General features: G+C 64.9%; 19 protein-coding genes. 10 read left to right on the top strand and 9 right to left on the bottom strand.

What is annotated here, in order from left to right; genetic code table 11:
- Positions 1 to 34: 34 nt before the first annotated feature.
- Both ACIGJC_RS03480 and ACIGJC_RS03485 read right to left on the bottom strand, forming a co-directional pair.
- Positions 35 to 1,090 carry a beta-keto acid cleavage family enzyme gene (locus ACIGJC_RS03480; RefSeq protein ID WP_483710638.1) on the bottom strand — a complete coding sequence of 352 codons (1,056 nt, stop codon included), beginning with the start codon at positions 1,088 to 1,090 and terminating at the stop codon, positions 35 to 37.
- A 90-nt stretch (positions 1,091 to 1,180) separates the two neighbouring features.
- Complete coding sequence (locus ACIGJC_RS03485; protein WP_483710639.1) at positions 1,181 to 2,227, bottom strand: universal stress protein; 1,047 nt, start codon at positions 2,225 to 2,227, stop codon at positions 1,181 to 1,183.
- A 307-nt stretch (positions 2,228 to 2,534) separates the two neighbouring features.
- On the opposite strand from ACIGJC_RS03485, the gene ACIGJC_RS03490 reads away from it, so the two are divergent.
- Positions 2,535 to 5,234: a helix-turn-helix transcriptional regulator gene (locus ACIGJC_RS03490; protein WP_483710640.1), complete on the top strand. Its 2,700-nt coding sequence runs from the start codon at positions 2,535 to 2,537 to the stop codon at positions 5,232 to 5,234.
- A gap of 6 nt (positions 5,235 to 5,240) precedes the next feature.
- Here the strand turns inward: ACIGJC_RS03490 and ACIGJC_RS03495 are convergent, their stop codons facing one another.
- On the bottom strand, positions 5,241 to 6,320 hold the full coding sequence (locus tag ACIGJC_RS03495; RefSeq protein ID WP_483710641.1) for an AraC family transcriptional regulator: 1,080 nt from the start codon (positions 6,318 to 6,320) through the stop codon (positions 5,241 to 5,243).
- 130 nt (positions 6,321 to 6,450) lie between these two features.
- Between ACIGJC_RS03495 and ACIGJC_RS03500 the strand changes: the two genes are divergently transcribed.
- The 3 genes from ACIGJC_RS03500 (at position 6,451) to ACIGJC_RS03510 (ending at position 9,228) form a co-directional block, all read left to right on the top strand.
- Entirely contained in the window at positions 6,451 to 7,299 is an 849-nt protein-coding gene (locus ACIGJC_RS03500; RefSeq protein ID WP_483710642.1) for a TauD/TfdA dioxygenase family protein, read from the top strand.
- Between the two features lie 49 nt (positions 7,300 to 7,348).
- A complete protein-coding gene (locus ACIGJC_RS03505; protein ID WP_483710643.1) occupies positions 7,349 to 8,077 on the top strand; it encodes an SDR family NAD(P)-dependent oxidoreductase in 729 nt (242 codons plus the stop codon).
- Positions 8,078 to 8,169: 92 nt separating this feature from the next.
- A complete protein-coding gene (locus ACIGJC_RS03510; protein ID WP_483710644.1) occupies positions 8,170 to 9,228 on the top strand; it encodes an AraC family transcriptional regulator in 1,059 nt (352 codons plus the stop codon).
- Between the two features lie 11 nt (positions 9,229 to 9,239).
- Here ACIGJC_RS03510 and ACIGJC_RS03515 read toward each other — a convergent pair whose 3' ends face one another.
- The 6 genes from ACIGJC_RS03515 to ACIGJC_RS03540 form a co-directional block, all read right to left on the bottom strand.
- Positions 9,240 to 9,944 carry an EthD family reductase gene (locus ACIGJC_RS03515; RefSeq protein WP_483710645.1) on the bottom strand — a complete coding sequence of 235 codons (705 nt, stop codon included), beginning with the start codon at positions 9,942 to 9,944 and terminating at the stop codon, positions 9,240 to 9,242.
- Positions 9,941 to 10,801, bottom strand: coding sequence for an SDR family NAD(P)-dependent oxidoreductase (locus ACIGJC_RS03520; RefSeq protein WP_483710646.1), 861 nt, complete (start codon positions 10,799 to 10,801; stop codon positions 9,941 to 9,943). Before ACIGJC_RS03520 ends, ACIGJC_RS03515 begins: the two co-directional genes overlap by 4 nt.
- 36 nt (positions 10,802 to 10,837) lie before the next feature.
- Positions 10,838 to 11,857: an NADP-dependent oxidoreductase gene (locus ACIGJC_RS03525; RefSeq protein WP_483710647.1), complete on the bottom strand. Its 1,020-nt coding sequence runs from the start codon at positions 11,855 to 11,857 to the stop codon at positions 10,838 to 10,840.
- Between the two features lie 75 nt (positions 11,858 to 11,932).
- Positions 11,933 to 13,183, bottom strand: a complete 1,251-nt coding sequence (locus ACIGJC_RS03530) for a serine hydrolase domain-containing protein (RefSeq protein WP_483710648.1) — start codon at positions 13,181 to 13,183, stop codon at positions 11,933 to 11,935.
- Positions 13,184 to 13,496: 313 nt separating this feature from the next.
- Positions 13,497 to 14,474, bottom strand: coding sequence for a Bug family tripartite tricarboxylate transporter substrate binding protein (locus ACIGJC_RS03535; RefSeq protein ID WP_483710649.1), 978 nt, complete (start codon positions 14,472 to 14,474; stop codon positions 13,497 to 13,499).
- 239 nt (positions 14,475 to 14,713) lie between these two features.
- Positions 14,714 to 15,691, bottom strand: a complete 978-nt coding sequence (locus ACIGJC_RS03540) for an NAD-dependent epimerase/dehydratase family protein (protein WP_483710650.1) — start codon at positions 15,689 to 15,691, stop codon at positions 14,714 to 14,716.
- 405 nt (positions 15,692 to 16,096) lie between these two features.
- Between ACIGJC_RS03540 and groES the strand changes: the two genes are divergently transcribed.
- The 6 genes from groES to ACIGJC_RS03570 all read left to right on the top strand — a co-directional run bounded on the left by groES (position 16,097) and on the right by ACIGJC_RS03570 (position 21,855).
- On the top strand, positions 16,097 to 16,387 hold the full coding sequence (gene groES / locus ACIGJC_RS03545) for a co-chaperone GroES (protein ID WP_008644494.1): 291 nt from the start codon (positions 16,097 to 16,099) through the stop codon (positions 16,385 to 16,387).
- A 46-nt stretch (positions 16,388 to 16,433) separates the two neighbouring features.
- The gene (gene groL, locus ACIGJC_RS03550; protein WP_483710651.1) at positions 16,434 to 18,077 is read left to right on the top strand and encodes a chaperonin GroEL; all 1,644 of its coding nucleotides are present in this window, start codon (positions 16,434 to 16,436) and stop codon (positions 18,075 to 18,077) included.
- 513 nt (positions 18,078 to 18,590) lie between these two features.
- Complete coding sequence (locus ACIGJC_RS03555) at positions 18,591 to 19,826, top strand: TadE/TadG family type IV pilus assembly protein (protein ID WP_483710652.1); 1,236 nt, start codon at positions 18,591 to 18,593, stop codon at positions 19,824 to 19,826.
- Between the two features lie 9 nt (positions 19,827 to 19,835).
- Positions 19,836 to 20,327 (top strand): TadE/TadG family type IV pilus assembly protein, encoded by a 492-nt coding sequence (locus ACIGJC_RS03560; protein ID WP_483710653.1) that lies wholly within the window; start codon positions 19,836 to 19,838, stop codon positions 20,325 to 20,327.
- Positions 20,320 to 20,766 (top strand): TadE/TadG family type IV pilus assembly protein, encoded by a 447-nt coding sequence (locus tag ACIGJC_RS03565; RefSeq protein WP_483710654.1) that lies wholly within the window; start codon positions 20,320 to 20,322, stop codon positions 20,764 to 20,766. Before ACIGJC_RS03560 ends, ACIGJC_RS03565 begins: the two co-directional genes overlap by 8 nt.
- A gap of 129 nt (positions 20,767 to 20,895) precedes the next feature.
- Positions 20,896 to 21,855, top strand: coding sequence for a phosphatase PAP2 family protein (locus ACIGJC_RS03570; protein WP_483710655.1), 960 nt, complete (start codon positions 20,896 to 20,898; stop codon positions 21,853 to 21,855).
- The last annotated feature ends 54 nt before the right edge of the window (positions 21,856 to 21,909 follow it).

Consider the following 21,909-nt stretch of genomic DNA (forward strand, 5'->3'; position numbering starts at 1 on the left):
GGGAAAGTTCATGCCGGCCGGGCGGCCTTGCGCATCAGGCGGCGCGTAGCGGCAGGTTCCTGATGCCGGCCTGGCGGTTGGGCGCCATGCCGTGGGCGGCCAGCGTTTCTTCCGCGCTGTCGTACCACGTGCCGATGCGGTAGATTTCGCGCGCTTCCTTGCCCGAGGCGATCTCGCGGCCAAGTTCCTTGGCCACGCGCACGCACTGCTCGATCTGCTGCACCGAGGTCATGCGGTTGCCGTGCTGGTCGATGATGGTGTCCTCGATGCCGCAGCGCGGGTGCAGGCCCATGGACATCGCCATCATATTGAACGGCAGCACGTTCTTCAGCAGCGACTCGGCAGTCAGCGTGCAGCCGTCCGGCGCGCGATGCACGAAGTTGAAGAAGTTGAACGGGTTGGGGCCGTCAAAGCCGCCGCCGATGCCGATCCAAGTCAGGTTCAGCGGGCCCTTGTAGTGGCCGGCGCGCACCAGGCGTTCCAACGTTTCCATCGCATGGATGCCGGTCAGCTGGAAGTGCGGCTGGATGCCGGCGTTGCTCAGGCGGCGCAGGTGTTCTTCCACCCAGCCCGGGCCGGCCGGCACCGTCATTTCGCGGTAGGCGGCCTGGTAGGCGGGCTGCTCCAGCGAGGTACCCTTCAGGTACTCGGGATAGAGCAGCTCCATGATATTCATCTGCGTGGTATTGATCGCCACCGTCACCTGGTCGGGCTTGGGAGTGAGTTCGGCCAGCATGTGGCGGGTGTCGTCCGACAGCCATTTGGCGGCTTCGCCTTCATCTTCCGGCGCGAACGAGATCGAGCCGCCGACCTGGATGATCATGTCCGGTACCGCGGCGCGCACGCCGGCGATCAGCTCGTTGAACTTGGACAGGCGCTTGGAGCCCTTGCCGTCGAGTTCGCGCACATGCAGGTGCAGCACGGTGGCGCCAGCGTTGTAGCAATCCACGGCCTTTTGCACCTGCTCTTCCATGGTCACCGGGATGTCTTCCGGGAAGTCCTGCGGCATCCACTCGGGGCCATACGGGGCCACGGTGATGACCACCTTGTCCTGGTTTTCCGGGTGCAGGGAATCGTCGAGAAATTGCATGGTCTCCATCCTGATGGTGAGTGGCGCGTCCAGGCGCCGGTTTGACAGTCTTGATCCAATGGCCACGATTCGACGCGTGTGGCCGTGCGCTCAGTTGCACTGCATCGATACGCTTTCGGGTCGCGAGCAAATGCGGGCCACGCAATCGGCATCCGCAAGGTCGGCGAGGTAGGCAAGCAGCGTGCCGAACAGGGGGTGCTCATGCCCGCCGGTACGCGCGCCGGGCACGGTGCCCGGATTCGCCGAACCATAGGCGGCGTTCACCCTGTCCCAGTCCGCATCGGTCAGGTAGCGCTGCGCCGCCGGCAGGATGACGCCTTCCTCGCGCCCCATGAGCGCCCAGGCAAACTGCGCGTAGCGATCGACCTGGCTCAGCAACTCGGCCAGCGGGCCGCCCGCCGCAAACCGTTCCACGGCTTCGGCGAGTGCGCCGACCCATTGCGCATCGCGTTCATGCTGGCGCTCCAGTTCGTCGAGTTCGGCGTCGGCCCGGGCCGTGCGTCGGCGCAGCCTGCCGTAGAGGCAGGCCCGCTTGCGGGGATGGTCGCGGGCGACCGCGAAGGTCTCGATGAATCGCGTCATGCCCCGCATCACGGACACGTCCACGCTGGCGCCGTGGTCCTTCGCGGCCGTGAGCATGTCCAGCCAGGCGCGCAGTACGGCACTGAGGGCCCGGTGTTCGTCGAGGATGCCGCGGATCGCCGGCACTGGTGTCGCCGGCGCGGGATTCGGCATGGCGAACACCGGCAGGCCCGCCGCGAGCACAGCCTGGACCAGCGGCCCCGTCATCACGCCGTGTCCGTGGGCGCCAATGAAGACCAGGTCACAGCCGGCCTCGCGCGCGACGGCGGGGATGGTCGCCTGTGCGTCGCCGCCGGTTGACCCAGCCGACGCGCATGGCATCCCTTGCGCGCGCGCCACCGACTCGGCCTTGCCGAGCAGTTCGCGGCCGCGGCTCATATGGCCGCGCGGCGCTGTGGCCGTGAGCGGCACATGGACGAACGTGAGCCGTGCGGCCGCGATGCGTGCCAGCTCGATGGCCCCGACGACGGTGGCCATGCCTTCATCCGTTTCATCGAGCGGGACCAGCAGGTGCCGGCACGTGAAGGCGTCGGCATCGGCACAAAGGCGGCTCATGTCGGCACCCCGACCAGCACGCGCACTTGCTCCAGCGGACACACGTCCAAGCATTGCATCGACCGCACCTCGCGTTCCGTTTCGACCTGCACGCATGCTAGCCGCGGCACACCTTGTACGCCCCCTCCGCGGAGGAGGGGGCGATTGCCCGCCAGGTCCGCGGTGTGCCTATAATGAGACACCAGATTTCGAGCCTGGCACGCCGCGCCCAACGGCAGGGCGAAGCCACGAAGCTGCATTGCCGCGCGCGCAGCCCGGCATGCACGTCCCGGCGAGCGCCGCATCCACGCCAACCAGTACTTGCCAGATGACCTCCGTGAACCGCGGCGCGGGCGCCGCGTTTTCCGAGCTTGCGCTCAAGACCATGCCGCCGCGCGTGCCGCGGCATTTGCTTGCGCGTGCGCGCCTTGGTCTCGACAGCGAAGCGCTGCGCGACCGCCCCGCGGTAATCGTGCAGGCGCCGCCGGGCTTCGGCAAGACGCTGTTGCTGGCGCAATGGCGCCGCGAGTACCTGGCACGCGGCGCGGCCGTCGCCTGGGTTTCCGCGGATACTCACGACGATCCGCTCCATTTCCTGCAATGCCTTGTGCTCGCCGTCCGCACAGGCTGCGCACGGCCCGGCTTTGGCCTCACCCTTCTCGAAGGCGCGGCCGCGGCGCTCGGCAGCACGGAAGGGCTCACGGCCTGGCTTGCCGAGGTGGCCCAGACCTCGTTGGACCTTGTACTGATTGTCGACGAAGCCGAACGTCTCTCGCAGGACGGTATTGCGGCTCTGCTTTACCTGCTGCACAACGCGCCTCCCAATCTGCGCATCGTGGTCGCCGCGCGCGGCGGGTTCGACACCGCGCTCAGCGACCTGACGGCATACGGCCAATGCACCGGCATCGGCGCGCAAGCGCTGCGTTTGCGCTTCGATGAAACCATGACCCTCGTGCGCAGCCGCTTCGGCGACCGGATCGACCCCGATAACTGCGCGCGGCTGCATGAGTTGACCGACGGATGGCCGCTCGGTCTGCAACTGCTCCTGGCGGCCATGGAGCGCGGCGCGGATCCGCGCAGCGTCGTGGATGCCATGGCGGCCCGCCCCGGTGATGAAGGCGAGCACCTGGTTGGTGGCCTGATTGCCAAGCTCTCGCCCGACGACGTCGCTTTCCTGACTCGCATCGCCGTCGTCGACCACGTTCATCCGGACCTGTGCCGCGCGCTGACGGGCGTCGAGCACGCGCCGGAGCAACTGGCAAGGCTGGTCCGCGAGACACCGATCTTTGTCTCCAGCGACAACAGCGACTGGTGCCGGCTGCACGCGCTCGCGCGCGGCGCCTTGCAGGCGCGCGTGGCCGAGCTGCCCCCCATGGAGCAGGCCGAACTGCATACGCGGGCGTTGCGCTGGCTCGCCACGCGCGGCATCACCGAGGAAGCCGCGCGTCACGCTCACGCGGCGGGCCAGCATGCGCTTGCCTACGAGCTGGCAGGGCGCTCGCTATACGACGCCGCGATGCAGGGGCGGCTGGGTACCGTGCTCGAATGGCTGGAGCGCCTGCCTGACGCGGAGCTGGACCGCTACCCGGGCCTGCGCCTTGCCGCTGCCTGGGTGCTCGCGCTGGGCGAGCGCCACGCGGAGGCCGAGGCGCTGGTCGAACGCATGCTGGAGGGCGCAGGCGACGATACCGCCCTGCGCTATGAATGCGCGCTGATTCTGAGCATCGCGGCCTACTACGCGGACCAACCGGACCGTTGCCTGGCGCTGCTGGAGCCATGGCAGCAGCAGCCTGCGGCGCAGGACCCGCGCCTCGCCCAGATGCATGCCAACCGCCTGGCAATGGCCGCGATCCTGCACGGGCAGACCGGGAACGCGCGGCGCTATCTGCAGCTCGCGCCCCACGGCGACCTGGGCGAGGGACATCGCTACGCAGCGCGCTGGGGCGAATTCGTGGTCGGGCTGAGCTACCTGCGCGAGGGGCAGGTAATGTTGAGCGAAGCGATCCTGCGGCCCGCGCTGGCAAGCGCGGAAGCCGATCTTGGCCGTCGCCACCCGCTCGCCTGCATGCTCGCGTCGCTGCTGGCCGCGGCGGTCTACGAGTGCGGCCTGGTCGATGAAGCGGCTGCGCTGCTCGCCAACCGGCTGGACGTGCTGGAGCGGTCGGGCACGGCCGAGACGTCGTTGCTGGCATATCTGAGCGCTGCGCGCGTGGCAGCTGTGCAAGGCGTCGAGCATCGCGCACTCGACCTGCTGGAAGCGTTGTACGCGGCAGGCGTCGCGCGCCGGACGCCGCGGCTTTGCATTGCGAGCCTGGCGGACCAGGTGCGCATGCACGCGGGGCGCTTCCGTGCCGAGACCTGCCGGGCCCTGATCGTCCGCCTTGACGAACTGGCCGCGGGGGCTGACGCGGACCATGGCCCGCTGTGGCGCCGCGACGTGGCGCTGATGCAGGCCATGGCACACGCCAACGCGGCGATCGCCGCCCAGGACTGGCCATCCGCGCTGGATGCGCTGCGCCGTGCGGCGCCTGCCGCGGAGGCCATGAAGCTCGGGCGCAAGCGCATCGAGATCATGGCGCTGGAGGCGTTCGTGCGCCATCGCGGGGGCGAGGACAGCCGCCCGCTGATGCAGGAAGCCATGAACCTTGCGCAGACCTATGGCCTGGCCCGCACCTTCGCCGACGCGCATCCGGCGCTGGCCGACTGGGCCAGTCGCCTGGTAGAAGAGGGAGCCGCAGAACCGGGCACCGGCCAGCAGCTGCCGTTGGCGCGCATGCCGCGCCGCGCCGGGCGCCCGGCGGCGGAGCCGCGCGCAGTTGCCAGCACGGTGCTGACCCCCAAGGAGCGCGAAGTCCTCGAACTGCTCGCGCGCAATCTCTCCAACAAGGAAATCGCGCAGGCCATCGGCGTGGGCGAGGTCACGGCCAAGTGGCATGTGAAGAACCTGTTCGGCAAGCTGAACGCCGGCACGCGCAAACACGCCGTACGGCGCGCCCAGCTGCTGGGGCTGCTGGAAGGTCTCGAGTAGTTCCCGTCATTTCGTGTCCGATTCGCCCCTCCTTCGCGCAGGGGCGCAGCTGGCCGCGATACGCGGCGCCTGGCGCTTGCTTTCCGGTGCCGGTGGTTGACGGCGCCAAGCCGACACGCTGCAGCCGAAGCGCATGGAGAACCACCTGGAGAAGGCGCTGAGCGAGGAAAAACCCATCAGGATCGCAACGTCCGACAGCGGTCGCTCGCTGTTTTTCAGGTATCTCGTGACGAGGTCGAACCTGACTGCGTCGACGACGGACAGGTAGTTCTGCCCATAGGCAGCCAGGTGGCGATGCATCGTCTTGCGGTTGATGCCAAGTTGCAGGGCTACCTGTTCGGCCCCACACTGGCCAGTTGGCAGCAGCGCGAATACCAGCTTGCGAACCTTGTCCGGCATGGTGGGGCCGGATTGCGCGAGCTTGGTATCCAGGAACTCGCGCGCATGACGGCCCAGTGCCGAATCCGGGGCTGCGTTGGCCACGTCGAGATCGGAGGCGGCCAGCAGGATGCCGTCGAAATCCTGGCGGAAGCGCACCGGTACACCGAACACGCGCCGATGCGTGGCCAGGCTGGCCGGCGCGGAATGGCTGAAGCAGACGCTGCGCGGCTTCCATGCCGTGCCGGCAAGCAGCTTGAACAAGCGGAACCAGAGGCAGATGACGAACTCCGTCGATTGCCGCATGGAACCTTCCACGGATACAAGGAGTTCAAGCCTGACAAGCGCGGCGTCCCCGACGGTCTCGATGCGCAAATCGAGACTTTCGTTGAGCAAATGCAGATAGCGCGCCATTGCGTCCAGCGCGTCGCGCAGGGTGGCGCCCTCGCGCATCACCGTCCACAGTGGCCCCAGCGTTGTCAGTTGACGGGCCTCAGCCACGCGTAGCCCAAGGTCTTCCAGGCCGGCAAGCTGTGCCGAATCCTCCAGCAAGCGCATGACCGACTTCGCCGGCACCCGCATTTCCGGGTCCACCAGGGCAGTCGGGCTGATACCCGCCTGCCGCAGTTGGCGGTACGGATCCAGGCCGAGTTGGCGGGCCACGTCGACAAACTCCGTCAGGTTCACGTGTTGCAGCAGCGTCGACATAGGTGTTCCCCCAGGCGCCCCAAAATGTAAAGTGGCTGCCCCGGAATGTCAACGCATCGCGCGCGGGTTCTTCAATACTTTGCTTCGACCCATCAGCATCGATCTCTGCCTTCAACCTTTCGGAGTCGCAATGCGAATCGAGCCACTTACCTGTTCCATCGGCGCCGAACTGTTCGGCGTCAGCCTCGCCGACGCGATCCACGATGACGGCGTGTTTGCCGGTATTCGGGAAGCGCTGCTCAGGCATCGTGTGCTGTTCCTGCGCGACCAGGACATCACGGCCGGCGAGCATGTCGCCTTTGCCCGCCGCTTCGGCGAACTCGAAGACCATCCGGTGGCGGGCAGCGACCCCGAGCATCCCGGGCTGGTCCGCATCTACAAGAGTCCCAACGAGCCCACGCCGCGCTATGAGAATTCCTGGCACACGGATGCGACCTGGCGCGAAGCTCCGCCGCTTGCCAGCATCCTGCGCTGCCGTGAATGCCCGCCTGTCGGCGGCGACACCATGTGGGTCAACATGGTGCTGGCCTATGAGAACCTGCCGCAACATATCAAGGACCAGATCGCCGACCTGCGCGCGCGCCACAGCATCGAGGCAAGTTTCGGCGCGGCCATGCCGATCGAAAAGCGCCTCGCGCTGAAGGCCCAGTATCCGGACGCCGAGCACCCTGTTGTCAGGACGCATCCCGAGACCGGCGAGAAGGTGCTGTTCGTGAACGGCTTTACCACCCACTTTACGAACTTCCATACGCCTGAACGCGTGCGCTTCGGGCAGGACTTCAACCCCGGCGCGGCCGACTTGCTGCGCTACCTGATCACGCAAGCCTACATTCCCGAGTATCAGGTGCGCTGGCGCTGGACTCCGAACAGCGTGGCGATCTGGGACAACCGCTCGACCCAGCATTACGCGGTCATGGACTACCCGCCGTGCCATCGCAGGATGGACCGGGCCACGGTGATCGGGGATCGCCCGTTCTGAAAGAGACAGACACACCATTGCAACGCAAAGCGAGACTGAGAGACCGACAATGAGCCAGATCGACCCCAACATGCTCAAGGACAAGGTTGCCGTGATCACCGGCGCGGGCCGCGGCATCGGACGCACCATTGCACTGGCCTATGCCAGCGCCGGTGCCGCGGTGGTATGCAGCGCCCGCAGCGAGGCCGACATCGCGCAGACCGCCGCGCTGATCCGCGAAGCGGGTGGCCGGGCCATCGCGCAGACCGTTGACGTGGCGGACTACGAGACCGTCGCGACCCTGTTCCAGCGCGCCAGCGACGCCTTTGGCGGTGTCGATATCGTCATGGCCAATGCCGGTGTCGCGCTCGAGCAGCGCAGGATTGCCGACAGCGATCCGGTGCTCTGGCGCAAGACCATCGATATCAACCTGACGGGCGCCTACCACACCGCCCATGCCGCCATTCCCCACCTGCGCCGCCGCGGTGCGGGCAAGATCATCATGGTCGGCTCCGGCCAGCGCAATCGGCCCAATGCGGGCTTGTCGGCCTACTCGTGCTCCAAGAGCGGCCTGTGGATGCTTACCCAGTCGCTGGCGATGGAACTCCAGGAGGACAACATCAGCGTCAATGAGCTGATACCGGGGCCGGTCAGGACGGACATGACGCGTGACGTTGCCATACCGCCGGGCGAATGGTTCAAGGATCCCGCCGATGTTGTCCCGCTTGCCCTGTTCCTGGCCGGCATGCCCGATTTCGGCCCCAGCGCGCAGAGCTACAGCCTGATGCGCCGCGCCTGACGCCGGACAGGCGACCGACGGACGCGGACACGGTCGCCGCGACAATCGAAGGCTGCAATGGCGTTGCAGCCGCCGCCCGTGCAAGGAGGCCCATGAGCCGTTTAGTCCGCATTGCCACGCTGTCGCGTTATACCGAGGTGGCGCGCTCGGTTGGCCTGGATCCACTGCGGAGCCTGGCAGAAGTGGGACTGCCGCCAAGCTGCCTGGACGACGGCGACAACCTGGTTTCCGCGAGCGCAGTCTGCCGCCTTCTCGAAATGTCCGCGGCAGCGTCCGATGCCGAAGACTTCGGCCTGCGCATGGGAGAGGGCCGTCAATTGTCGGTACTGGGGCCGCTCGGCATGGCCGTGCGAGATTCGCGGACGCTGCGCGATGCGCTAGGCGCGATGGTGCGCTACATCACGTTGCACAGCGAGGCTCTATTCCTCGGCGTGGAAGAACGGGAGGGCGCTCTTGTCATCCGCGTGTCGCTGATGGTCGAGCATTCCGGGTCGACACGCCAGGCCGACGAAATGGTAGTCGTGTCGCTTTACCGGATGCTTCAGGAGCTGATCGGTCAACGGTGGCGCGCGCGGCGTATCTGCCTTGCGCATGGCGCCCCGAGAAATCCGGCGGCGCACGCGCGCGTGTTCGGCCAGGCCGTGGATTTCGGTTGCGACTTCAACGGCATTGTCTGCGAGCTGAAGGACATGGAGGCAGTGCCGCGCTCCGCGCGCCCGGAGCTGGCGCAGTACGCCCATGCCTATCTGGACTCACTGAGTGCGCGTGCGACGCTGTCCATGACAGAAAAAGTCCGGCGCATGGTGCTGTCCTTGCTCTCGTCGGGCAACTGCAGTGTGGAGCGCGTCGCCAGCCAGCTCGGCGTCGACCGGCGCACGGTCCACCGCAAGCTGCTGCAGGAAGGCTCGACCTTTAGCACCATTCTCGATGAGGTCCGTGCCTTGCAGGCGGTGCAGTATCTCCGGGATCCGGACCGCGCGGTCAGCTACGTGGCCGTGTTGCTCGGGTTTTCAATGCAGAGCGCGTTCTCGCGTTGGTTCCGTGGCCATTTTGGCTGCAGCCCCAGTGCATGGCGCACCGATGGCATGCAGCCGGTGGGACCGCTTCCGCTGCAACAGCTACTGGTGGCGAGCCCTGAGCAGCGGGTGTAGTGCGGTCTTGTTCAGGCCGCTTGCGGCCAGACAATGCGGTGCTCAGCTTCAATCGACAGCGTCACGGCGGCGTTGGTATCGATAAAGTTCGCTTCGTCCGGCTTGACTGATTCCCGGAAGAGCGGGGAGCACACCGCTTCCTGCAGCGCGGCATCGTCCTCGAACCAGATCTGCGCCGCGCCGTCGAACCGCGGCTCGCCTTGCTCACAGGCATCGGCACAGGCGGCCGGCAGCGTGGCACTCTGGACATAGCGGCGCAGACCCGGCACCGACGCGGCCAATGGCCCATGCGTGCCGCGCCAGTAGCGCAGCATGTCCGCGCGGCCAAGATTCGCCTTGCGCTTGAAGAAGGTCATTCGCTTTGGCAACGATTCGTCCCTGGCGATCGATGCGCCGGCATGTACGACGTGATCCGTTGTGTGCAGACGCACGCAGAGCCCGGGGGCGACCAGTTTGCCAGCGCCCGCCAGCGCCGACCCGGCATACTCCGCGCTGTGCAGGAGCGCATCGAGAGCCGCACTATCGTCGACCCAGATCTCGTCCACGGTATCGTAGTGCGCAGCCTGACCGGGGACCGCACGGACGGTGTTCTGGACGTAGCGCCGCACACCGGGCAAGTCCGCCGCCAGCGGCGCATGCGCTTCTCGCCAGTAGCGCAGGAAATCGTGGCGGTCCACATCGGGGCGCCGCGTGCAGAGGAAGATCAGATGGATCATGTCGCGGGCGTGCCGGTGGTGACGGCGGGCGCGCGCTCCAGCGCGCCGAGAATCCGCGCGAATCGTGCTTCCAGGCGCGGCTTCATGCGTGTCGGCGTGAAGATGTAGAACTCGCCTGCCCGAATCGCCTCCAGTGTCTGGCTGGCCACCAGTTCCGGCGCCGTGCCAGCGGCAACGCTGGCACGGAACGATTCGCTCGTATGGCTTGAGCGTTCGGCGATGGGGGTCTTCACCGGGCCAGGACAAAGCACCGAGACGCCAATGCCGGTGCCGCGGAGTTCCTGCTCGAGTGCCTCGGAGAGGGCCACCACGCTGTATTTCGTGGCCGCGTAGGCGCCCATGGGAAAGTCGCCATTTACCCAGAAGCCCGCGCCCGACGCCGTGTTGACGAAATGCGCCGGCTCGCCGTGCCGGCGCAGCAGCGGCAGGAAATGACGGATACCGTGAATCACGCCAAACACGTTGATGCCGAACGCGCGGGTCCAGTCCTGCTCCGATAGCGAAGCCAGTTCGCCGCTCATATCGATGCCGGCGTTGTTGAAGACCAGGTGGATGCGCCCCAGTTTCGCCGCGAACTCCGCCGCCGCATCGCGCACGTCCGCATCGGAGGAAACATCCAGTACGCGCGTGCAGATGCGCCTGCCGGTCGATGCGAGCCGGTCGCGTGCAGCGTCAAGCCCGTGCGCGTCGATGTCGGCCAGCGCAAGGTCGGCGCCGCGCGCCGCCAGTGCCTCGGCCAGTGCCAGGCCGATGCCCGACGCGGCGCCTGTGATGATTGCCGTCTTGCCCTGAAAGTCCTGAAGGCGGGGGCGGGCGTCCGGCCGGGACTCGTTGCCGCCGATGTCTGTATGAATCATGGATATTGGTGGTTAAGGGCTGCGCGGCCGCGGTATTCAGCCGATTACGGATTCTGGCGCGAGGCGGACAAGCTGCTTGCCGGTGTTCTTGCCGGTAAACAGGCGGTTCAGGGCGGCGGGCGCCTGCTCGATGCCGTCAACGATGTCGACGCGGTACTTGAGCCGGCCGTCCCTGACCCATTTCGCCAGGGCTTCCGCGGCTTCGTGGAACCGCGAACGGTAGTCGGCAATGAGGAAGCCTTCGATGCGGGCGCGTTTCATGATGACGTTGCGGAACAGCTTCGGGCTCCACCAGTCGCCGCTTGCGTTGTAAGTCGAGATCATCCCGCACAGGGCGATGCGGGCGCCCGGATTGATCAGGGCCAGCACGGCATCCATGGTGTCCCCGCCCACGTTCTCGAAATCGACGTCGATGCCGTCCGGGCAGGCGTCGCGAAGATCGGCAAGCAGGTTGCCGCCCTTGTAGTCGACACAGGCATCGAGGCCGAACTCATCCCTGACGAGTTGGCATTTGGCCCGGCCACCGGCGACGCCCACCACCCGGCAGCCGAGTATCTTGCCGATCTGGCCGGCGATCGAGCCGACGCCGCCCGCGGCGGCCGACACTACGATGGTCTCGCCAGCCTTGGGTCTGGCAATGTCGAGCATGCCGAAATAGGCGGTCATGCCGGAGCTGCCAAGCACGCTCGCATACGCAGGCAGGGGCAGGCCGTACTCCACCGGGACGCGCCGCGCGGTCCGCGTTACCGAGTACTCTTCCCACGCCATGCCACCTTCGACGATGTCGCCAGGCCTGAACTCCGGGTGGCGGGATTCGATGACGACGCCCATGGTGACGCCGCGCATCACCTCGCCCAGCGCCACCGGGGCCATGTACTGGTCGATCTCGCTCATCCAGACGCGGTTGGTCGGCGCTACCATGAGATAGATGTTGCGCACCAGGATCTCGCCGTCGCGCGGTTGTGGCAGCGGTGTTTCAACGAGCTGCAGGTCGTTGTCGCCGATATCGCCGACGGGGCGCTGCCTGAGGATCCAGCGCCGGTTCATTGTCTTCATGCTTGCTCCTCCATAATTTGTGCCTGGTGCGGTGTGCGCGGGCCGCACTGCCGGTCGCCGTAACGCGCTCGCTGCTCAGTCTTCCAACGCGCCATATACGATGTTGCGCAACAGGGACCGGTATCCGACGCGGGTCGCCAGGTCGTTTTCCTGAAGCATCAGGATGGCGACCAGTTGCTCGTGCGGATCCGCCCAGAAATAGGTCCCGAGGGCGCCGCCCCAGTAGAAATCGCCGACGGATCCCGGTACCGGGCTCAGGCCCTGCGCGGTGCGTACGCCCACTGCCAGGCCGTGGCCCTGGCCGAGATCGGGCAATGGCGCGTTGATGCCGAGCCCTGTGGTCGAGCTGCCATAGCGCGTGGTCGGGGGCAGATGGTTGCCGAGCATCAAGGCGACGGTCTTCCTGGAGAGCAGGCGCACGCCATCGAGCACACCGCCGTTGAGGAGCATCTGGCAGAAGCGCGCGTAGTCGCCGGCCGTGGACAGCAGGCCGGCGCCACCGGAATGCCAGCGAGGCGGGTCGTGCTCGTCGTAGTCGAACAGGGCGGTCGATTTGCCGGATGCGCCGGATGGCAGTGCCAGGCCGGCGCCGTCCCGGCGCTTCAGCCCGAAGGCCGTTGCATGCATGCGCAGCGGCTGGGTCACGCGCTCCGCGACGAAGCGGGCCAGGTCCATGCCCGAGACAATCTCGATGACGCGGCCGAGCACGTCGGTGGACATGCCATATTCGAACACCTCGCCTGGCTGGCATTGCAACGGGATGGCCGCCAGCTTTGCGACCATCTCGGCATTGGTCTGCCCGGGGTCCATCGTGCCGCTTTCGCGATACTGCCGCTGCACCAGCGAATCGCCAAACTGCCCGTATGTCAGGCCGGACGTGTGCCGGAACAGGTCGTGGATGGTCATGGCGCGGCGCACCGGTTCGAGCACAAGGCGGCGCCCGCCGGGTTTCCCGTCGGCCGTCTCGACGCCTACCTGGAGGTGCGCGAATTCCGGGAGGTAGCGTTCGACCGGATCGTTCAGGGCCAGTAGGCCTTCTTCCATCAGTATCAGCGCCGCCACGCCAGTGACGGGCCGGGTCATCGCAGCAAGGCGAAAGACGGAGTGGCGCTGCATCGGACGGCGCGGGGTATCCGCATGCTCGAAGCCGAACGCCTCGAACCAGGCGATCCGGCCCTTGCGCGCAACCAGCACGACGGCGCCCGGGATCTTGCCACGGTCGACATCGGCATTGAGCACCGACGAAATCGACTGCAGCCGCCGCGCGGACAGCCCTACCTCTTCAGGGGTATCAGCCTGGTCGAGGGCACAGGTCTCGAATGGCAATGCTGGCTCCTTCATGTTTCCCGGCGCGCGTCCGGGTGGCAGGTATCGCGGCATCAGCGCCCTGCGCTGCGCCGTAAGGCATGTGTACCGAGTCTAGGGAAGCAGGCGGCCGGGCGGATGATGGTGCGGGTCTTCGACGTGACCGTTGGGGACATTGCGTATCCGGGGGACACGCGGGCGACGGGCGCCGGGGAAGACGGAGCGCAACCGGCGAAGCTTGAATGATTGCGGCAGATCGCCGCGATGATCGTCGGTGACTGAGCGCGAGCTCCGGCAGGAAGGCGGCAGCCAACGCCGCCGGAGCCGCGGTCCGTCAGGGCTGGATGTTATAGGTCTTCACGATGGCGGCATTGCGATCGTATTCGGCGCGCAAGGCCTGGCCAAGCTGAGCCGGGGTTTGCGCCGGTACGGTCTCGAAGCCGAGCCCGAGAATCCGCTCCTGCACCTTGGGCGTCGAGGCCGCCCTGTAGACGGCAGCCTGGATTTTCTGGACCACGTCCGCCGGCACCTTGGACGATACGAACACGCCCGCCCAGTTGTTGAAGTCAATGTCCGGATAGCCCAGCTCGGCAAAGGTCGGGACTTGCGGCAGCAGCGGCGAACGCTGTTTCGCGGCCAGGGCATAGCCCTGCAGCTTGCCGGCCTTGATCATCGGCAGCGAGGTCACCATGCCGTCGTACATCACCGCGATCTGTCCGCCCATGACCTGTGTCAGCGCCGGCGGAGAGCCGGCGAAGGGCACGTGCTGCAGATCCATGCCAGCTTTCTGGTTCATGATCAGGCCAGCATAGTGGGCGACGGTGCCCGCGCTGTAGGAAGCAAAACTGAGCTGGCCCGAATGGGCCTTTACATAGCTGATCAGGCTCGGCAGGTCCTTGGGCGGCAAGGTCGTCGAGCCGACCAGCAGGAGAGTCGACCTGGCCACCGCGGCCACCGGCTTCACATCCTTCATCGGATCGTAAGAGACCTTCATCACATGCGGGATCTCCGTGAGCACATTGGTGGTCGACACCAGGATGGTCTGCCCATCGGCCGGCGCCGCCAGCAACGTGTTCATCGCAATGCCGCCGCCGGCCCCCGGCTTGTTGTCGACCACCACGGACTGGCCCAGTTCGGCTGTGATCGCTTCGGACAGCACGCGTGCCAGCACATCCATGGTGCCGCCGGCAGGCGCGGGGACTAGCACCCGGACGGGCTTGTTGGTCCATGCCATGGCGACGGGCATGGACAGGGCCAGGACAGCGCAGACGGCGGCGCGGCGCACGCAGTTCAGGGTAGGGCGGATTGGCATAGATGTCTCCCCGTTATGGGTGTGGTCTCGAAATGGGTGCCATGGACGACGGCAGTCGTGCGAGAAGTATGGGTGGGCGGCGCAAAGCGTCTTAACATTCAGGGGCAAATATTTGACATTTCGGGACAGTTAGGGAAAGCCCAATCCGGGGATGCCCTCGGAGGCAATGTGGGAAAACGGGGAAATGCGTCGGGGAATGCGCAGATCGTGGCGCGACGGCACCGCCGCGGCAAACGGAATCAGATGTCGCGGATTGCGCCGCTGGCGATCCCGCTGCGGAAGAGTCTGAAGGTCTCGCTTACTGCTTCGCGCAGCGGCGTGCGGGGCAGGGGACCAATCACATTCTCCAGCGCGGTCGCGTCGTAGTCTTCGGGCAGTCCGAGCGATGGCCCGGCGAACGTGATCGTTCCGCGCGCTTCCGGTATGACCGATTCGATCGTCTCGACGACTTCGCCCATGTCTGCGACGCTGCCGTGGATATTGAAGACGTCAGCGCCGCGATAGCCGGAACGTGCGCACGCGATGAACATGCGCGCAAGGTCGTCGGCATAGTGAATCTGGCTGCGGCCGCTGTATCGAATATGGAAACGACGCGCGAGCGCTGCCGCCAGGACCGCCTGGGTGGGCGCCGCGGTCAGGCCATAGTCTCTTCCGGCGCCGAATACTGTTGCCGGGCGAAGGCCGATGCTGGAGACGCCTCTGTCCTGGTAATACACGCGCGCCATGCCCTCTTCTGCCTGCTTGAACACACCATAGAGGGTCGTCGGATGCCCGCAGGTGTGGTGCAGGACGGTTGCATCGCTCGCCGCGCCGCAACTGTCGTACACCGCGATCGATGACGCGTACACGATGCCGGCGATCCGCTGGGCGCGCCGCGCCACTGCCTCGAACAGATTCACGCCGCCCAGCACGTTGACGCGGGCCCCCAGCAGGGGATCGGCCTTGAACCTTGGGTGAATCAGCGCCGCCAGGTGAATGACATGCGTGATGCGATACCTGTCCAGTGTTGCCTCGAGCAGGCCCAGGTCCGTGATGTCGCCGCGAACCATCTCGACGCGCGACAGATGTGCGTCGTCCATCAACAGGCGCAGGCGCCGGACATCGTTGTCCGCGTCAAAGGCAACGACCGGCACGCCTTCCTGTACGAGCCGGCGCACCGTCCATGCGCCGATACATCCCAGTGCCCCGGTTACCAGAAATCGCTCAGAGTTCGCCATCGTTGCCTGTCACCGGTTGTGGGCACCGCCACGTGCCCGGAATGAACTGTCAGCATTCTAGGAAGGCCATCGCCATCGGGATTGACGTGGCGGGGCGCCGGCGTGACAGCCGGGGACATTGCGCGAGGAGTTCGGGCTGGCGCGGGAAGCCGTAAGAGGCCAGGGTTGAACGAATCTCGCCACCTCGCCACCTTCGCCTCCGCGTCACTAAAGGCCCCCGACACCCACCAAGGGAAAACCCCCATCAAGTCGCTGTCTTGAAATGGCCATACCGCGTCCCTATAATTAGCACTCGCTGGGGGTGAGTGCTAACAGCCCCCTGCGGTACCCGAAATTCCGCGGCCGCCGACCCTGATCGCGGCTCGCTTGTGAATCAAAACTCACTTTTGTATCTAGGAGTCCCGTATGAATCTGCGTCCTTTGCACGACCGTGTGATCGTGAAGCGTCTGGACAACGAAACCAAGACCGCGTCCGGTATCGTGATTCCCGACAACGCCGCCGAGAAGCCGGATCAAGGCGAAGTGCTGGCCATCGGCCCGGGCAAGAAGGATGACAAGGGCAACAACATTGCCCTCGACGTCAAGGTGGGTGACCGTGTGCTGTTCGGCAAGTATGCCGGCCAGGGCGTGAAGGTCGATGGCCAGGAACTGCTGGTCATGCGCGAAGAAGACATCATGGCCGTGGTGAACAAGTAATTGCTTGTTGACGACTAGCACCGTACCGAATTAGGAGAATCAGAACATGGCAGCAAAAGACGTAGTATTTGGCGACGCCGCCCGTGCCAAGATGGTCGAAGGCGTGAACATCCTCGCCAACGCAGTGAAGGTTACGCTGGGTCCGAAGGGCCGCAACGTGGTGCTGGAGCGCAGCTTCGGCGGCCCGACCGTGACCAAGGACGGCGTGTCCGTGGCCAAGGAAATCGAGCTGAAGGACAAGCTGCAGAACATGGGCGCCCAGATGGTCAAGGAAGTGGCTTCCAAGACCAGCGACAACGCCGGTGACGGTACCACCACCGCTACCGTTCTGGCCCAGTCGATCGTGCGCGAAGGCATGAAGTTCGTCGCCGCCGGCATGAACCCGATGGACCTGAAGCGCGGTATCGACAAGGCTGTCGGCGCCGCCGTCGAAGAGCTGAAGAAGATCAGCAAGCCCACCACCACCAGCAAGGAAATCGCCCAGGTTGGCGCGATCTCGGCCAACAGCGACGCCTCGATCGGCGAGCGCATTGCCGAAGCCATGGACAAGGTCGGCAAGGAAGGCGTGATCACCGTCGAAGACGGCAAGTCGCTGGCCGACGAGCTGGAAGTCGTGGAAGGCATGCAGTTCGACCGCGGCTACCTGTCGCCGTACTTCATCAACAACCCGGAAAAGCAGGTTGTCCAGCTGGACAACCCGTTCGTGCTGCTGTTCGACAAGAAGGTGTCGAACATCCGCGACCTGCTGCCGGTGCTGGAGCAAGTGGCCAAGGCCGGCCGCCCGCTGCTGATCATCGCTGAAGACGTCGAAGGCGAAGCCCTGGCGACCCTGGTGGTCAACAACATCCGTGGCATCCTGAAGACCGCCGCCGTCAAGGCTCCGGGCTTCGGCGACCGCCGCAAGGCCATGCTGGAAGACATCGCCATCCTGACCGGCGGCACCGTCATCGCCGAAGAAATCGGCCTGACGCTGGAAAAGGCGACCCTGAACGACCTCGGCCAGGCCAAGCGCATCGAGATCGGCAAGGAAAACACCATCATCATCGACGGTGCCGGCGACGCTGGTGCGATCGAAGGCCGTGTCAAGCAGATCCGCGCCCAGATCGAAGAAGCGACCTCGGATTACGACCGTGAAAAGCTGCAAGAGCGCGTGGCCAAGCTGGCCGGCGGTGTTGCCGTGATCAAGGTTGGCGCTGCCACCGAAGTCGAAATGAAGGAAAAGAAGGCCCGCGTCGAAGACGCCCTGCACGCTACCCGCGCTGCAGTGGAAGAAGGCATCGTCCCCGGCGGCGGTGTGGCCCTGCTGCGTGCCCGCGCTGCGATCTCGGCACTGACCGGTGAAAACCCGGACCAGAACGCCGGTATCAAGATCGTGCTGCGCGCCATGGAAGAGCCGCTGCGCCAGATCGTGCTGAACGCTGGTGAAGAAGCTTCGGTCGTCGTTGCCAAGGTTATCGAAGGCAAGGGCAACTACGGCTACAACGCGGCTTCGGGCGAGTACGGCGACCTGGTGGAAATGGGCGTGCTGGACCCGACCAAGGTCACCCGCACCGCACTGCAGAACGCTGCTTCGGTGGCTTCGCTGATGCTGACCACGGATTGCGCCGTTGCTGAAACGCCGAAGGAAGAGTCGGCCCCGGCAATGCCGGGCGGCATGGGCGGCATGGGCGGCATGGAAGGCATGATGTAATTTGTGCCGACCGACTGCCTTAACGGGCAGGCTGTCTGAAAAAGCCCCCGCAAGCGAAAGCTTGCGGGGGTTTTTGCTTGTGTCGAAGTCATGTTGGCGCGCGCTGTTTGCCTCGATGCGGTGACGCCTTTTCGCCAGAGGTATGAATCAACTCTGCAACACGCTGCGGACTTAGCCGGGGCAGCACAGGTGCCTCAATACGGCTAAGCGTTGCCGTAAGTGCATCCACTGGCACTATTGAGCCGGCTACGCCGACCCTGTCTGGTCGCAGAACCTACGCCAGCCCTCACGGCGTCCTGTGTTCTCGTTCCCGCGTTTCATTTCTTGATCGCTTCCCGGCTGACAGCCGGGCGGCCCGTTCCCCCATTGGATCGATACCAATTGCCGTACGCATCGCCAAGAATGCATGTACGTCGGTAGGGCTTGGGAAGTTTCGCCGGGGTAATGGCTATTCGGACCCGTTCCCGCAATTCGCCCCATCGTGCTCACATGAATATCCAAGGGCGAAGCCATATGTCCAGGTACGACAACAAGAAGGAAAGAGGGGTCATTCTTCCGATTGTGGGCCTGACCCTCGCCGTGCTGCTCGGCATGGCCGGGCTGGTCATCGACCTTGGGGCCATGTTCGTTGCCAAGACCGAGCTGCAGTCGGCCGTCGACAGCTGCGCGCTGGCGGCGGCGCAGGAACTGGATGGCGCCGCGGATGCCCTGACACGGGCGACCAGCGCCGGCCTGACCGCCGGGAACGCCAACAAGGTTCAATACCAGAAGGCATCTGCATCGCTCATTGACACGGATGTCACGTTCAGCGACTCGCTCACCGGCGCATTCAGTTCGACGTTCACGCCGGTGGCCAATGCGCGCTACGCCAAGTGCAACCACCTGACCAGCGGGATCGTGGCTTTCCTGATCCAGATGGTTGGTGGGCCAACCAGCAATGCCGTGGCCGCCGTAGGCGTTGCCACGCGTACCCACGCTCAGAGCACCTGTCCGATCCCTGTTGGCCTGCTCCCGAAATCCGGCGGGACTTCGCCCGACTATGGCTTCGCGGTTGGCGAATGGGTGCCGGTACTCTACGACGGGACGAAGACGGCTGGTCCCGGGGAAATGGGGTGGTACAACCTGGACGGCTCGACCAATGCCAATGAGACAAAGAACGAGATGTCCGTCGGGTATTGCAATTCCAAGGTCAACGATACGCTGCGGACCCCGGGCGCAAAAGTCGCGGTCGACGATCAGTGGAACGGCCGCTTCGGCATCTACAAGAACAATGGAGACATGCAGACGTTGCGGCCTGATTTCACAGGCTATGCCTACACGATCAAGAACTGGCCCAATGGCAGGAACGCGTATACCGGCACATCCGGCGGAGCCGACCCGACTGCGGTCAACTTCAAAGCCAAGCGGCTCACCTTCGCCAGCTATGCCGATACAGGCACGGATGTAAAAGCCGGCGACAACATTACTGGCCTCAACATGATGGGAGGCTACAAGAACCTGGCCTCACCAGGCAGCACGGGGGACATCGCCAAGCTGGGGATGAGCCGTCGCCTTGTCATCGTGCCGGTGGTTTCGTCATCGAAAGTGGCTGATTTTGCCTGCATGCTCATGTTGCAGCCGATCAGCGGTCCGACAGATACCGTGCAGTTCGAATACCTCGGCAACGCCGCGAGCATCAGCAGTCCTTGCACGACCAACGGCCTGGCCGGCGGCAATTTCGGCCCCATGATTCCGGCGCTCGTACAGTAGGGGGAATCGATGAAACAGCGACAAAAAGGCGTAGCGCTCGTCGAGTTCGCCATCACCATCTCACTGCTGCTGGCGATCTGCTTTGCAGTCACCGAGTTTGGCCGCGCCATCTATACGTACAACACGCTGGCCAAGTCGGTCCGTGATGCAGCCCGCTATCTGAGTACGCAGGCGGCAGGCAACGCGGCGGCGCATGCCATGGCACAGCAACTGGTGGTCTATGGTACTCCGGTGGTGACCAATAACCAGGCGACGCTGGTGCCGGGCCTGACCATCGGCATGGTCAGCATTTGCGACGCGGCGGATCCGACCTGTACTTCCAATATGGGTCAGGGCAGCAATCCTGCCATCAACACGGTTACGGTACGGATCTCCGGCTATACGTTTACACCGCTGCTGGACCTGTTTGGCTTCACGCGGTTCTACACCGGCGGCAGCAATTCCCTGACGTCGATTTCCTTCAGCGACATCTCAGCCACGATGAGGCAGGCATATGAATAGGCATCAGCGGGGTGCGACGGCCGTGGAGTTTGCGCTCGTCGCAGTGCTCTTCTTTGCGGTGCTTCTTGGAATACTGGAGTTCGGGCGCGTTCTGTTCACCTGGAACTCCGTGGCGGAAGCCACGCGGTGGGGCGCAAGGCAGGCCGTGGTGTGCGGGCGAGGATCGGGATCAGTGCTCAGCCGGATGCAACAGATCGTTCCGAGTCTCTCGTCCAGTAATGTCGCTGTTACCTGGTACGACGCGAACGGCATCAGCGCAAGTTGCGACAGCACATCCTGTACCGGGGTTTCCGTCAGCGTGACAGGGATGAGCGCTTCCCCGGTATCACCGGCGGCATGGATCGGGTTCTCTTCCGGCCTGACAGTACCCGGATTCGTGACCTATCTTCCACGGGAAATCATGGGGCAGGATCCTGGAAGCGGCACTGTATGCAGCTAGGATCCCAGCGTCCCAAACCGCAACGCGGCAAGAAGGGCGGGTCGGCTAGCCGAAAGTTTGCGAGTGGATGCACCATGCCTCCTCGGCAGGGCCTAGATTTCCGTCCGAACGGTTCCGGGGGACTGCAAAATGACAACTGATACTCAGGTGTTTACCCGGGGCGATGCTATCCGATGGGCGTTTGTGCTCGTGATTCTTGCGCTGGATTTCGTCTGGCTGATTGTCAGCGGGCATTCGGTCACGCATGGCAGTCTGGTCGCGCAATGCGTGGCCGTGGCCATCCTGGGGGGCATCGCCTTCGTGCTGAATTTGATTGCAGGCCTCCCACGCGTAACGACTACAACGCGCGGACTTCACTACCGACGGCTGGCGCTGGTAGCGCAGTGTGGCGCGTTGATGGTTGCCTTCACCAGTGTCATGAGTGTCTTGTCCTACTTGCTTGTCACGCTCGCTCCTCCATTGGTGGACACCAAACTGGCGGCATTGGATGCGATGCTGGGCTTTGACTGGCCGCGGGCCTATGTCTGGGTGCGGTCGCATTGGACACTTAACTTCGTCCTGCAACTGGCCTATGCCAGCGGTTTGCCTCAACTGGTGCTGGTGCCAATGCTGATCGGTCTGCTTGGGCGGGCTGCCTACTTGCGGGAGTTTCTTTCCAACCTGATGCTCTCATGTGTGCTGCTGCTGCTGATCGCGGCTCCATGGCCGGCGGCCGGAGCCTTTGTTTTTTTCGGCGTGGCGAGCCCTGCAGAGATGGCTACCGTTTCTCACTTCAGCGTGCTGCGAGAAGGATCGATGCGGGTGTTCGACCTTGCGCAAATGCAAGGCCTGATATCGCTTCCGTCGTATCACACGGCCATGGCACTGTTCTTTGTGCAAGCGATGCGCTGGACGCGCGTGGGCGTGGTGATCATCGGCCTGCTTAACCTGTTGATGATCATGTCGACCCCCACCGAAGGTGGTCACTATCTTGTCGATGTCGTGGCTGGCGTGGGATTGTGGGCGCTGACTGCTGGCGCGCTGCACTTGCTTGCCCACAGGAGCACGCTGGCAAGGGCGGAGCCCGCTGCAGCGCCTCAGCCGGTCTGAGCCGGGGCGCATCGCGTGCCCGCTTCGCACTTTGGCTGGCCCGTTGTATTCGAA

The sequence above is a fragment of the Cupriavidus sp. C3SS-1 genome (assembly GCF_057073755.1).

Bases quoted from the DNA above. Each gene is read 5' to 3' on its own strand.
- ACIGJC_RS03480 (WP_483710638.1), bottom strand. From the start codon at position 1,090: ATGCAATTTCTCGACGATTCCCTGCACCCGGAAAACCAGGACAAGGTG.
- ACIGJC_RS03485 (WP_483710639.1), bottom strand. From the start codon at position 2,227: ATGAGCCGCCTTTGTGCCGATGCCGACGCCTTCACGTGCCGGCACCTG.
- ACIGJC_RS03490 (WP_483710640.1), top strand. From the start codon at position 2,535: ATGACCTCCGTGAACCGCGGCGCGGGCGCCGCGTTTTCCGAGCTTGCG.
- ACIGJC_RS03495 (WP_483710641.1), bottom strand. From the start codon at position 6,320: ATGTCGACGCTGCTGCAACACGTGAACCTGACGGAGTTTGTCGACGTG.
- ACIGJC_RS03500 (WP_483710642.1), top strand. From the start codon at position 6,451: ATGCGAATCGAGCCACTTACCTGTTCCATCGGCGCCGAACTGTTCGGC.
- ACIGJC_RS03505 (WP_483710643.1), top strand. From the start codon at position 7,349: ATGAGCCAGATCGACCCCAACATGCTCAAGGACAAGGTTGCCGTGATC.
- ACIGJC_RS03510 (WP_483710644.1), top strand. From the start codon at position 8,170: ATGAGCCGTTTAGTCCGCATTGCCACGCTGTCGCGTTATACCGAGGTG.
- ACIGJC_RS03515 (WP_483710645.1), bottom strand. From the start codon at position 9,944: ATGATCCATCTGATCTTCCTCTGCACGCGGCGCCCCGATGTGGACCGC.
- ACIGJC_RS03520 (WP_483710646.1), bottom strand. From the start codon at position 10,801: ATGATTCATACAGACATCGGCGGCAACGAGTCCCGGCCGGACGCCCGC.
- ACIGJC_RS03525 (WP_483710647.1), bottom strand. From the start codon at position 11,857: ATGAAGACAATGAACCGGCGCTGGATCCTCAGGCAGCGCCCCGTCGGC.
- ACIGJC_RS03535 (WP_483710649.1), bottom strand. From the start codon at position 14,474: ATGCCAATCCGCCCTACCCTGAACTGCGTGCGCCGCGCCGCCGTCTGC.
- ACIGJC_RS03540 (WP_483710650.1), bottom strand. From the start codon at position 15,691: ATGGCGAACTCTGAGCGATTTCTGGTAACCGGGGCACTGGGATGTATC.
- groES (WP_008644494.1), top strand. From the start codon at position 16,097: ATGAATCTGCGTCCTTTGCACGACCGTGTGATCGTGAAGCGTCTGGAC.
- groL (WP_483710651.1), top strand. From the start codon at position 16,434: ATGGCAGCAAAAGACGTAGTATTTGGCGACGCCGCCCGTGCCAAGATG.
- ACIGJC_RS03555 (WP_483710652.1), top strand. From the start codon at position 18,591: ATGTCCAGGTACGACAACAAGAAGGAAAGAGGGGTCATTCTTCCGATT.
- ACIGJC_RS03560 (WP_483710653.1), top strand. From the start codon at position 19,836: ATGAAACAGCGACAAAAAGGCGTAGCGCTCGTCGAGTTCGCCATCACC.
- ACIGJC_RS03565 (WP_483710654.1), top strand. From the start codon at position 20,320: ATGAATAGGCATCAGCGGGGTGCGACGGCCGTGGAGTTTGCGCTCGTC.
- ACIGJC_RS03570 (WP_483710655.1), top strand. From the start codon at position 20,896: ATGACAACTGATACTCAGGTGTTTACCCGGGGCGATGCTATCCGATGG.